Source organism: Streptomyces sp. CA-243310, from assembly GCF_050936775.1.
Classification (GTDB): Bacteria; Actinomycetota; Actinomycetes; order Streptomycetales; family Streptomycetaceae; genus Streptomyces.
This window is the reverse complement of record NZ_JBNJMF010000002.1, coordinates 2502619-2514769: the sequence shown is the minus strand read 5'-3', so window position 1 is coordinate 2514769 and position 12151 is coordinate 2502619. Positions and strand designations below refer to the sequence as shown.

General features: G+C 70.7%; 9 protein-coding genes. All 9 read left to right on the top strand.

What is annotated here, in order from left to right; genetic code table 11:
- The first annotated feature begins 224 nt into the window (after positions 1-224).
- A complete protein-coding gene (locus tag ACQEVM_RS28975) occupies positions 225-1244 on the top strand; it encodes a rod shape-determining protein (protein ID WP_008738981.1) in 1020 nt (339 codons plus the stop codon).
- 174 nt (positions 1245-1418) lie between these two features.
- Positions 1419-2360, top strand: a complete 942-nt coding sequence (gene mreC / locus ACQEVM_RS28970; RefSeq protein WP_433083823.1) for a rod shape-determining protein MreC — start codon at positions 1419-1421, stop codon at positions 2358-2360.
- 13 nt (positions 2361-2373) lie between these two features.
- The gene (gene mreD / locus ACQEVM_RS28965; protein ID WP_433083821.1) at positions 2374-3069 is read left to right on the top strand and encodes a rod shape-determining protein MreD; all 696 of its coding nucleotides are present in this window, start codon (positions 2374-2376) and stop codon (positions 3067-3069) included.
- A gap of 13 nt (positions 3070-3082) precedes the next feature.
- Complete coding sequence (gene mrdA / locus ACQEVM_RS28960) at positions 3083-5254, top strand: penicillin-binding protein 2 (RefSeq protein ID WP_433083819.1); 2172 nt, start codon at positions 3083-3085, stop codon at positions 5252-5254.
- Positions 5254-6453: a rod shape-determining protein RodA gene (gene rodA, locus ACQEVM_RS28955; protein ID WP_433083817.1), complete on the top strand. Its 1200-nt coding sequence runs from the start codon at positions 5254-5256 to the stop codon at positions 6451-6453. The genes mrdA and rodA overlap by 1 nt, the downstream gene beginning before the upstream one ends.
- Positions 6454-6522: 69 nt before the next feature.
- A complete protein-coding gene (locus ACQEVM_RS28950) occupies positions 6523-8112 on the top strand; it encodes a CHAD domain-containing protein (RefSeq protein ID WP_433083815.1) in 1590 nt (529 codons plus the stop codon).
- Positions 8113-8204: 92 nt separating this feature from the next.
- On the top strand, positions 8205-10130 hold the full coding sequence (locus ACQEVM_RS28945; RefSeq protein WP_433083813.1) for a TIGR03960 family B12-binding radical SAM protein: 1926 nt from the start codon (positions 8205-8207) through the stop codon (positions 10128-10130).
- A 136-nt stretch (positions 10131-10266) separates the two neighbouring features.
- A complete protein-coding gene (locus tag ACQEVM_RS28940) occupies positions 10267-11217 on the top strand; it encodes a hypothetical protein (RefSeq protein WP_433083811.1) in 951 nt (316 codons plus the stop codon).
- A 127-nt stretch (positions 11218-11344) separates the two neighbouring features.
- Entirely contained in the window at positions 11345-12124 is a 780-nt protein-coding gene (locus ACQEVM_RS28935; RefSeq protein WP_433085445.1) for a TIGR03936 family radical SAM-associated protein, read from the top strand.
- The last annotated feature ends 27 nt before the right edge of the window (positions 12125-12151 follow it).

The following is a 12151-nucleotide window of genomic DNA, read 5'->3' as shown; positions in this document are numbered from 1 at the left end:
CTTCGGTATTACCGGCGCCGACGGGGAACGCATGTGCAGGACACGACGTCACCACTAAGGGGGCGGGTATCCGTTCCGGCGGGATTGCCGGAGTCCCGTCGCGCGATGTCCGTACGTGCGGCACTACGATGGGGCCTCCACCCACACACCCACCTCGCCGACCTGACAGCAGCCGCTATCAACTGGAAGGCCAGACGCTCCTCATGGGGAACAAGGGGAACACTATGTCGTTCATCGGCCGTGACATGGCGATCGACCTCGGGACCGCCAACACGCTGGTGTACGTGAGGGGCCGGGGGATCGTCCTGAACGAGCCGTCCGTGGTCGCCATCAACACGAACACCGGTGGCATCCTGGCGGTCGGCTCCGAGGCGAAGAAGATGATCGGCCGGACGCCCGGCAACATCGTCGCCGTCAGGCCCCTCAAGGACGGCGTCATCGCCGACTTCGAGATCACCGAGCGCATGCTCCGGTACTTCATCCTCAAGATCCACAAGCGCCGTTACCTGGCGCGTCCGCGCGTCGTGGTCTGCGTTCCCTCCGGCATCACCGGAGTGGAGCGCCGCGCCGTCATCGAGGCGTCCACGCAGGCCGGCGCCCGCCAGGTGCACATCATCGAAGAGCCCATGGCCGCCGCCATCGGCTCGGGCCTGCCCGTCCACGAGGCCACCGGCAACATGGTCGTGGACATCGGCGGCGGCACCACCGAGGTCGCCGTCATCTCCCTCGGCGGAATCGTCACGGCGCAGTCCATCCGGGTGGCCGGTGACGAACTGGACAACGCGATCATCCAGCACATCAAGAAGGAGTACTCGCTCCTCCTCGGTGAGCGCACCGCCGAACAGATCAAGATCACCATCGGTTCGGCGTACGACCTCGACAAGGACGAACACACCGAGATCCGCGGCAGGGACCTGGTGTCCGGGCTGCCGAAGACGGTCGTGATCTCGGCCGCCGAGGTCCGCAAGGCCATCGAGGAGCCGGTCAACGCCATCGTCGACGCGGTCAAGACGACGCTCGACAAGTGCCCGCCGGAACTCTCCGGCGACATCATGGACCGCGGCATCGTCCTGACCGGCGGCGGCGCGCTGCTGCGCGGCCTGGACGAGCGACTGCGCCGTGAGACCGGCATGCCGATCCACATCGCGGAGGATCCGCTCGACTCGGTCGCGCTGGGCTCCGGCAAGTGCGTGGAGGAGTTCGAAGCACTCCAGCAGGTCCTGGACGCCCAGCCCCGACGGTGATCGACTCCCCGTCCACGGGGCACGCGGAACACAAGGATCCGCCGTACGGGTGCTAGCGCGCCGGTGCGGCGGATCGTTGATATACAGGCAACAGTCCGGTGCGATCACAGCTGCACGTCGCACCGGAGCGGCTCTGCCGCACGGGTATCTACGAGGAAGGCACGGCCGCCGCACGTGAGGGACACACGAGAGAGCCGGCTGCTCCTGGTGCTTCTGATCGCCATCGCGTTCGCATTGATCACGGTGGACATCAGAGCGGGCGAGGAGTCACCGGTCGACGGTGCCCGACAGGCCGCCGCAGCGGTCTTCGGCCCCGTCGAGAAGGGCGTGGCGACGGCGGTGGATCCGGTCGCCCACGCCATAGGAGCCGTACGCGACTCCGGCGAGCGCCACAACAGGATCGCGACGCTGGAACGCGAGAACACCGCGCTCAAGGCCAAGCTCGGCAGTGACGACCAGAACCGCAGCCGCGTCCGCGAGCTCGACGAGATGCTCAAGCGTGCCGGCGCGGGACAGTACGGGATCAAGGGCGCCGAGGTCATCGCGATAGGAGCGGCCCAGGGCTTCTCCTGGACCGTCACCATCGACGCGGGCAGCAAGGACGGCATCGAGCGCGACATGACCGTCCTCAACGGGGAGGGCCTCGTCGGCCGGGTCTCCACCGTCGGCCCCGACACCGCCACCGTGGTCCTCGCCAACGACCCCGACTTCACCGTCGGCACCCGACTGGAGAAGACCGGCGAACTCGGCTTCGCCACCGGCCAGGGCGACCGTGCCCTGTCCGTGCAGATGCTCAACGGCAAGGCCAAGATCAACCCCGGCGACCGGCTCGTCACCTTCGGCTCGCGCGGCAACAAGCCGTTCGTGCCCGGCGTGCCGATCGGCGAGGTGGTCAAGGTGGACCCCTCCCGCGGAGACCTCACCCGTACCGTCTGGGTGCGCCCGTTCGTGGGCTTCTCACGCCTGGACATCGTCGGCGTCGTCGTGATGCCGCCGCGCGAGGACCCGCGCGACGCGGTCCTCCCGCCGAAGCCCGCGGCCCCCAAGCCCACCCCGACGGTCACCGTCACGGTCACCCCGTCCGCCAGTGTGCCCGGCAAGCCGGACGACGAGTAGGAGCTGACCGTCCATGCGTTTCAACCGGATCCTGCTCTCGGCCACGCTCGTGGTGGTCGCCCTCGTGGTCCAGGTCGCCGTTCTCGGCCGGCTCCAACTGCCCGGCGCGGTACCCGACCTGGTCCTCCTCACCGTCGTCGCCCTCGCCCTGGTGTACGGCCACCTCAGCGGAGCCGTCATCGGCTTCGGCGCCGGCCTGCTCGCCGACCTGGCGCCGCCCGCCGACCACGCCGCCGGCCGGTACGCGCTCGTGCTGTGCCTCATCGGCTACCTCGTCGGCCTGGCCCGACCCGACAACGGGCGGTTCCGCTCGGTCTGGGGGCCGATGCTGACCGTCGTCGCCGCCGCGATCGGCTCCACCCTGCTGTACGCGGGCGTCGGCGCCCTCGTCGGGGACACCGCCGCCCGCCACGTCGGCCTGGCCGGCCTGCTGTTCACGGCGACCCTGTACGACCTGCTGCTCGCGCCCTTCACCGTGCCGTTCATCATGGCGCTCGCCCGGCGCGCCGAGAACGACCCGATGGCCGTCGAGGCCGGTGGCGGCCCGCCCCAGGGCAAGGACGTCTCCTCCGGCTGGCTGGCCGGCGGCACGGGGCTGCGCATCGGCAGCCAGCGCGGTGGACTGCGCCTGAAGACCGCACGCGGACGCGCCAACCGGGCCGGCCGCATAAAGGGCGTCAAGGGTGTGAAGAGCGTCAAGAAACTGTGAGGGAGGAGAAGGCGTGAGCAACAACCCCGAGACCGGCCGCACCTCCCGGGTGCGGATCCGACTCGTCATCATCCAGGTGCTCGTCTTCTCCCTGCTCCTCACCCTCGGCGGGCGCCTCTGGTACCTCCAGATCCGCAACGGCGACGAGTACTACCACGAGGCGAAGAACAACCACGTCCAGCAGGTCGTCCAGCCGGCCGTGCGCGGTTCGATCCTCGACGCGCGCGGCGTCGCGCTCGCCGACAACGAGACCCGCCTGGTCGTCTCCGCCAGCCGCACCGAGCTGATGAAGATGAAGGACAAGGGCAAGGGGGTCCTCACCCGGCTCTCGGACGTACTGGACATGACACCGCAGGACGTCATGGACAAGGTCCGGCTCTGCGACTCGCGGACCCCCCAGCCCTGCTGGAACGGCTCCCCCTACCAGCCGATCCCGGTCACCAACAAGGCCACCACCCAGCAGGCCCTGCAAATCCGCGAGCGCCCCGAGGAGTTCCCCGGCATCACCGCCGAGCCCACCGCCGTCCGCCGCTACGCCGCCCCCGGCGGCGCCAACACCGGACAGGCGCTGGGCTACCTCTCCCCGGTCACCGACGGCGAGATCACCCGGGCGAAGGACACCAACTCGCCCTTCCTGCGCTCCGACCAGGTGGGCCGCTTCGGCCTGGAACGCACCTACGACAGGCCCCTGCGCGGCAAGTCCGGCGTGACCCGCTACGAGGTGGACAACCTGGGCCGGGTCATCGGCATGGCCCAGAACGATCCCGCGATCCCCGGCGCCAACCTCGTGACGAGCATCGACGCACGCGTCCAGGCCGTCGCCGAGTTCGAGCTGAACGCGGCCATGGTCGAGGCGCGCAAGCAGATCGACCGCAACACGGGCGTCCCCTACAAGGCCGACGCGGGCGCCATCGTCGTCCTGGAGTCCAAGACCGGCCGCGTCGTCGCCATGGCCTCCAACCCGTCCTACGACCCGAACGTCTGGGTCGGCGGGATCTCCGCCAAGGACTACGCGAAGCTGACCGCCAAGGACTCCAACGTCCCGCTGATGAACCGGGCGATCCAGGGCCAGGCCGCGCCGGGCTCCATCTTCAAGGTGATCCCGACCGCCGCCGCCGTCAACGCCGGGTACAAGTTCGACGGCGAGTACCCCTGCCCCAGCTCGTACTCCATCGGCGGACAGGTCTTCAAGAACTTCGAGTCCCAGGGCCACGGCTCCATCACCCTCGGCCGGGCACTGGAGGTCTCCTGCGACACCGTCTTCTACGCCCTCGGCCACCAACAGTGGCTGAAGGACGGCGGGCTCAAGCCGAAGAAGCGCCCGGCGGAGATCTTCTACAAGACCGCCCACCAGTTCGGGCTCGGCGCCGAGACCGGCGTGGACCTGCCGGGCGAGGAGAAGGGCCGGGTCCCCGACCGCCAGTGGAAGCAGCGGTTCTGGGCGGCCAACAAGGACATGTGGTGCAAGACGGGGAAGAAGGGCGGCACCTACGTCGAGCTGCTGTCCTACGAGAACTGCCTCGAAGGCAACCTGATGCGCGCCGGTGACGCCGTCAACTACTCCATCGGCCAGGGCGACACCCTCGTCACGCCGATCCAGATGGCCACCATCTACGCGGCCATCGCCAACGGCGGCACCATGTGGAACCCGACCATCGGCAAGGCCGTCATCAGCGCCGACGGCAAGCGGGTCGAGAAGATCCCGCCGCGCGCCCACGGCCGACTGCCGGTCACCCCGGAGACCCTCCGCAAGATGGACGGGGCCCTCGCGGGCGTCGCCACCGAGGGCACCGCCGCCTGGCGGTTCGGCGGCTGGCCGCAGAAGGAGATCCCGATGCACGCCAAGACCGGCACCGCCGAGGTCTACGGCAAGCAGACGACCTCCTGGTTCGCCACCTACACCTCGGACTTCACGATCGTCATGACGATCTCCCAGGGTGGTACCGGTTCCGGGGCGTCCGGCCCCGCCGTGCGCAACGTGTACAACGCCATCTACGGTCTGGACATGGCCGGCAAGCAGGACGTGAAGCGCGCCCTGTTGATCAAGCCGGAGGCGAACCTGCCGACCATCCAACCCGACGGATCCATCGACGCCCCCGCGGTCAGGCCCTACGTGCCCCCGTCCCCGGAGGAGGTGCCCGCCCTCGCCGGGCCGCCCGCACCGCCCGCAGCAAGGCAGGACTGATGCAGACCGCGAACAAGTTCTCCGTATCCCGGTACGCCCCGGAACGCGGAGCCATGGCCAAACTCACCGCCCGCGACTCGGTGGTGCGCCGGCTCGACTGGCCGATACTGCTCTGCGCGCTGGCGCTGTCCTTCATCGGCTCCATGCTGGTGTGGTCGGCGACCCGCAACCGGACCTCCCTGAACCAGGGGGACCCGTACTACTTCCTCTTCCGGCACGCCCTGAACACCGGCATCGGCCTGGTGCTGATGGTCGGCACGATCTGGCTCGGACACCGCACCCTGCGCGGCGCGGTCCCGGCCCTCTACGGGCTCTCGCTGCTGCTGATCATCGCCGTGCTCACCCCGCTCGGCGCGACCATCAACGGCGCGCACGCGTGGATCGTGATCGGCGGCGGATTCTCCCTCCAGCCCTCCGAGTTCGTCAAGATCACGATCATCCTGGTCATGGCGATGCTGCTGGCCACCCGGGTGGACGCGGGCGACCTCGCCCACCCCGACCACCGCACCGTCGTCAAGGCGCTGTGCCTGGCCGCCGCCCCGATGGGCATCGTCATGCTGATGCCCGACCTCGGCTCGGTCATGGTGATGGTCGTCATCGTGCTCGGCGTGCTGCTGGCCTCCGGCGCCTCCAACCGCTGGGTGCTGGGCCTCATCGGCGCGGGCGCCGGCGGGGCCATCCTGATCTGGCAGCTCGGCGTCCTCGACGAGTACCAGATCAACCGCTTCGCGGCCTTCGCCAACCCCGAACTCGACCCGGCCGGCGTCGGCTACAACACGAACCAGGCGCGCATCGCCATCGGCTCCGGCGGACTGACCGGCTCGGGCCTCTTCAAGGGCTCGCAGACCACCGGCCAGTTCGTGCCGGAGCAGCAGACCGACTTCGTGTTCACGGTCGCGGGGGAGGAGCTGGGCTTCCTCGGGGCCGGGCTGATCCTCGTCCTGCTGGGCATCATCCTGTGGCGGGCCTGCATCATCGCCCGCGAGACCACCGAGCTGTACGGGACGATCGTCTGCGCCGGGATCATCGCCTGGTTCGCCTTCCAGTCCTTCGAGAACATCGGGATGACGCTGGGGATCATGCCGGTCGCGGGACTGCCGCTGCCGTTCGTGTCCTACGGAGGCTCGTCGATGTTCGCCGTGTGGATCGCGGTGGGGCTGCTGCAATCGATCCGGGTGCAACGGCCGCTTTCGGCCTGATCACCCGGGCGGCGGGTTTGGCTCCTGCCGACCTTCTCGCCGCCGGCCGGGCGGGACTAGATTCGACGCATGGCCGAGACCAAGCGCGAGATCGAGCGGAAATTCGAGTTCACGCGAGCCGAAGCGGATCAGGGGAGCGGTTCGGGCTCCCCGGACCCGTCCGGTCCCCCCGGCCGGAAGCCGGCCCGGGAGGCCCGTCCCCGGGTACCGGACCTCACGGGCACCGCGGGCGTCGAGACCGTCTCCCCACAGGGAACCGTCGACCTCGACGCCGTCTACTGGGACACCCCCGACCAACGGCTCGCCGCCGACGGGCTGACCCTGCGCCGCCGCACCGGCGGCGCCGACGCCGGCTGGCACCTCAAGCTCCCCGTCTCCCCGGACGTCCGTGACGAGGTCCGGGCACCGCTCAGTGACACCGTCCCCGACCGGCTCGCCGAACTGGTCCGCTCCCGGGTACGCGACGGCCGTCTGGAGCCGCAGGTACGCCTGCGCTCCTCCCGCGAGGTCAGCCATCTGCTCGACGCCGACGGAGCCGTGCTCGCGGAACTGTCCACCGACACCGTCCGGGCCAGGCGGGGCAAGGCCAGGGCCACCTGGACCGAGGTGGAGGTGGAACTCGCCGACGGGGTGGACCCCGAACTGCTCGACGCCGTCGAACGGCGTTTGCGCGAAGGGGGCCTGCGGGTCTCCGACGCCCCCTCGAAACTGGCCCGGGCGCTCACGGAGACGGGCGGCGCGCCCCCCGCCCGACCCGAGACCGGGCCCGCCGAGGACACGGCCGGCGCGCAGGTGCTCCGGTACCTGCGCGAACAGCGCGACACCCTGGTCGCCCAGGACCCCGCCGTCCGCCGCGACCTGCCCGACTCCGTCCACCAGATGCGGGTCGCGATGCGGCGGATGCGCAGCGCCTTCAAGACGTACCGCAAGGTCCTCGACCGGGCGGCCACCGACCCGCTCGGGGAGGAACTGCGTCGGCTCGCCGCCGAACTCGGCGTCGCCCGCGACCAGGAGGTCATGGCCGAACGCCTCCTGACGCACCTCGGCCAACTCCCCGACACCCTGCGGCTCGGCCCGGTCCGAGGCCGGCTGCGCGTCTGGGACACCACCCGCGGCCACGCCGCCCGTCAACAGGCCCTCGCCGCACTCGACAGCGACCGGTACGTCGCCCTGCTGGACGCCCTCGACGCCCTGCTCGCCGACCCGCCCCTGCGCGAGGCCGCCGGGCATCCGGCGGCCGACGTCCTGCCCAAGGCGGTGACGCACGACTTCGACCGGCTCGCCGGCCGGGTCGAGACGGCACTCGACCTCGACCCGGGACACGACCGCGACCTGGCCCTGCACGCCGCCCGCAAGGCCGCCAAGCGGGCCCGCTACGCGGCGGACGCGGCCGTACCCGCCCTCGGCAAGCCCGCCGCACGCCTGTCCAAGGCCGCGAAGAAGGTCCAGACCCTCCTCGGTGACCACCAGGACGGCGTGGTCGCCCGCGAGGCCCTGCGCGCCCTCGCCGTCCAAGCGGCAACCGCGGGCGAGTCCGCCTTCACCTGGGGCCTGCTGTACGGCCACGAGGAAGCGCTGGCCGAGCGGAGCGAACGCCGGCTCCCGGAGGTCTGGCGCAAGGCGGCGGCCGTGCGGGAGCGGGTGGACCTCCGCGGATAGGTCCCGTCGCGGCCGGTGATCTCGGCGGCGGGTGGCTGCCGGGCATCGGGGTACGCTTGAGAGTCGCCCCCTGCCCGCTTCACGAAAGTCGCGTGATGTCCGAGTCGGTCTTCCCACAGCTCGAAGCTCTGCTCCCGCATGTGCAGAAGCCCATCCAGTACGTCGGTGGGGAGCTGAACTCCACCGTGAAGCCCTGGGACAGCACGGACGTCCGCTGGGCGCTCATGTACCCGGACGCGTACGAGGTCGGTCTGCCCAACCAGGGCGTCATGATCCTCTACGAGGTGCTGAACGAGCGCGAGGGCGTCCTCGCGGAGCGCACGTACAGCGTGTGGCCGGACCTCGAAGAGCTGATGCGCGAGCACAAGGTCCCGCAGTTCACCGTCGACTCCCACCGCCCCGTCGGTGACTTCGACGTCTTCGGGCTCTCCTTCTCCACCGAGCTCGGCTACACCAACATGCTCACGGCGCTGGACCTCGCGGGCATCCCGCTGGAGGCCCGCAACCGCACGATCGACCACCCCATCGTCCTCGCGGGCGGCCACGCGGCCTTCAACCCCGAGCCGATCGCGGAGTTCATCGACTGCGCCGTCATCGGCGACGGCGAGCAGGCCGTCCTCGACATGACCGAGATCATCCGCGCCTGGAAGGCCGAGGGCCGGCCCGGCGGACGCGAGGAGGTGCTGCTGCGCCTCGCCAAGACCGGCGGCGTCTACGTCCCCGGGTTCTACGACGTCGAGTACCTGCCCGACGGCCGTATCGGCCGCGTCGTCCCGAACCGCTCCGGCGTGCCGTGGCGCGTGTCCAAGCACACCGTCATGGACCTCGACGAGTGGCCCTACCCGAAGCAGCCGCTGGTACCGCTCGCCGAGACCGTCCACGAGCGGATGTCCGTGGAGATCTTCCGCGGCTGCACCCGCGGCTGCCGTTTCTGCCAGGCCGGCATGATCACGCGCCCCGTGCGGGAGCGAAGCATCACCGGCATCGGCGAGATGGTGGAGAAGGGCCTCAAGGCGACCGGTTTCGAGGAAGTCGGCCTGCTGTCGCTCTCCTCGGCCGACCACACCGAGATCGCCGACATCGCCAAGGGCCTGGCCGACCGCTACTCGGACGACAAGGTGGGCCTGTCCCTCCCGTCGACCCGCGTGGACGCCTTCAACGTGGACCTGGCCAACGAGCTGACCCGCAACGGTCGCCGCTCCGGCCTGACCTTCGCCCCCGAGGGCGGCTCCGAGCGCATGCGCAAGGTCATCAACAAGATGGTCTCGGAAGAGGACCTGATCCGCACCGTCGCCACCGCCTACGGCAACGGCTGGCGCCAGGTGAAGCTGTACTTCATGTGCGGCCTGCCGACCGAGACCGACGAGGACGTCCTCCAGATCGGCGACATGGCGGTCAACGTCATCGCCAAGGGCCGCGAGGTCTCCGGCCAGAACGACATCCGTTGCACGGTGTCGATCGGCGGGTTCGTGCCGAAGCCGCACACCCCCTTCCAGTGGGCGCCGCAGCTGAGCGCCGAGGAGACCGACGCCCGGCTCACCAAGCTCCGCGACAAGATCCGCGGGGACAAGAAGTACGGCCGCTCCATCGGCTTCCGCTACCACGACGGCAAGCCCGGCATCGTCGAGGGCCTGCTCTCCCGCGGCGACCGCCGCATCGGTGACGTCATCCGCGCCGTGTACGAGTCCGGCGGTCGCTTCGACGGCTGGCGCGAGCACTTCAGCTACGACCGCTGGATGCAGGCGGCCGAGAAGGCGCTGCCCGCGTACGGCGTGGACGTCGCCTGGTACACGACCCGTGAGCGCACCTACGAGGAGGTCCTGCCCTGGGACCACCTGGACTCCGGTCTCGACAAGGACTGGCTCTGGGAGGACTGGCAGGACGCCCTCGACGAGACCGAGGTCGAGGACTGCCGCTGGACCCCGTGCTTCGACTGCGGTGTCTGCCCGCAGCTCGACCTCGACATCCAGATCGGCCCCACCGGCAAGAAGCTGCTGCCGCTCACGGTCGTCAAGTGATCGTCCCGCGAAGGCCGTGATCCGACGGCCGTTGAAGACGGCCATCGGATGACGCGCCCGGTCACGTCCGGTAACACCTCGGTCTCGACAGGCCCCCACCCGCAACGGTGGGGGCCTGTCCCGTGTCCCTACCTGCATGGAACTCGACAAGGGGCGGCCGGTGAACGGCGGCGAGGGCTGCCTCGTCGGCGTCGTCCGCATCCCCGTGAAGATCGCGGCCGTGCTCGTCGTACTCCCCGTACGGGTGGTGTGGGACCTGCTCGTGGCGTTCGGGCGGACGCTGAACCGGCACCTGTTCGGCCCGATCGGCCGCGGCCTGTCCTGGTGCCACCGCACGGTCGTCCGCCCGGTGGCACGCGCCCTCGGCCTGGTCCTCACGACCCTGCTGAAGCTGGTGTTCGTGTGGCCCTGGGTGGGGCTGTGGCGGTACGTGCTGGTCCCGATCGGACGGGGCCTGGCCCTGCTCGGGAACGCGCTGACCACCCACGTCCTGGCCCCGCTCGGCGGCTCGCTGCTGCGGTACCTGCTCCGGCCCGCCGGACAGGGGATCTCCCGGCTGGCCCGAGCCGTGTACGCCCACCTGCTCACCCCCCTCGGCCGCGGGTCCGCCCGCCTCCTGTCGTTCCTGGGCAAGGTCCTGTTCGTATGGCCCTGGGTGGCCTCGTGGCGGTACGTCGTCGCCCCGATCGCGGTCGGCGCGTACCGGTACCTGCTCGCCCCGGTCGGGCGCGGGCTGTACGCGTACGTCCTCACCCCCCTCGGACACCTGCTGCGCGGAGCCTGGCACCTGGCCGGCCGGATCAGCCGCGCCCTCGGTCGCGGCCTGCTCCTCCTGTGGCGCGGGCTCGTGGTCCGGCCCGCCCGCTGGGCGCACCGGCGGATCGCCACCCCCGTCGGACACCTGGTCCGGGAGGTGTGGCGGACCTCCCGCACCGCGGTGCGGGAGGCGCGTGCCGAGGTGCGACGGGCGCTGTTCGGTACTCCTCCCCGGGAACCGGCGAGGTCACGGGCGCGTAGTGTGGGTAGTACGACAGCCGCAGGCAACACGCCCGCCCCCGAGATCTCCCTCCACAAAAGGCAGGGGTGAGCCGGCCGGTGGGGCGTGGCCGGCAGGCTCACCAGGCCTCAGGGCGACGCGCGAGCCGCGGAGCCCCGCACAAGGAGAAGAACCACTGGGCAAGCGCCAGCCCGAAGGCCCGCCTCCCGCACCGGTGGTGCAGCGCATCCGACTGCGCTACACCAAGCGCGGCCGCCTCCGGTTCACCAGCCACCGAGACTTCCAGCGTGCCTTCGAGCGGGCCCTGCGCCGTTCCGAGGTGCCCATGGCGTACTCGGCCGGCTTCACCCCCCACCCCCGGGTCTCCTACGCGAACGCCGCACCCACCGGCACCGGCAGCGAGGCCGAGTACCTGGAGATCGCCCTCGCGGCACCCCGCGACCCCGACAAGCTCCGGGTCCTGCTCGACGAATCGATGCCGGTCGGCCTCGACATCGTCGACGCGGTGGAGGCCAGGACGTCCGGGCTCGCCGAGCGACTGACCGCCTCCGTGTGGGAGCTGCGCCTGGACGGCGTCGAGCACGCGGACGCCGAACGGGCCGTGGCCGCCTTCCTCGCGGCCGACGCCGTCGAGGTCCAGCGCCGCACCAAGAACGGCATGCGGACCTTCGACACGCGCGGCGCCGTGGTCAGTCTCGAAGCACATCCGGCCCCGGCTGATAGGCCTCTGGACAATGCCTGTGCGATACTGCGGCTGGTTGTTCGGCATTTGACACCTGCCGTACGACCCGACGACGTCCTGTCCGGTCTCCGAGCTGTGGCCGACCTGGCGCCGCCGGTCCCCGCAGCGGTGACCAGGCTGGCGCAGGGGCTCTTCGACGAGGAGTCCGGCACGGTGACCGACCCGCTCGCGCCCGACCGCGAGGCTGTCACGGCCGCCCCACCCACGGGCGCCGTGGCCGCCGACGCGAAGGCGCCGGAAGGTCCCGCCGCGTAAGGAACGCCGTTGTCGCGCCGCCCTGGC

Excerpts from the sequence above, each read along its gene's own strand:
- ACQEVM_RS28950 (WP_433083815.1), top strand. The coding sequence starts at position 6,523 with ATGGCCGAGACCAAGCGCGAGATCGAGCGGAAATTCGAGTTCACGCGA.
- ACQEVM_RS28975 (WP_008738981.1), top strand. The coding sequence starts at position 225 with ATGTCGTTCATCGGCCGTGACATGGCGATCGACCTCGGGACCGCCAAC.
- mreD (WP_433083821.1), top strand. The coding sequence starts at position 2,374 with ATGCGTTTCAACCGGATCCTGCTCTCGGCCACGCTCGTGGTGGTCGCC.
- rodA (WP_433083817.1), top strand. The coding sequence starts at position 5,254 with ATGCAGACCGCGAACAAGTTCTCCGTATCCCGGTACGCCCCGGAACGC.
- ACQEVM_RS28940 (WP_433083811.1), top strand. The coding sequence starts at position 10,267 with ATGGAACTCGACAAGGGGCGGCCGGTGAACGGCGGCGAGGGCTGCCTC.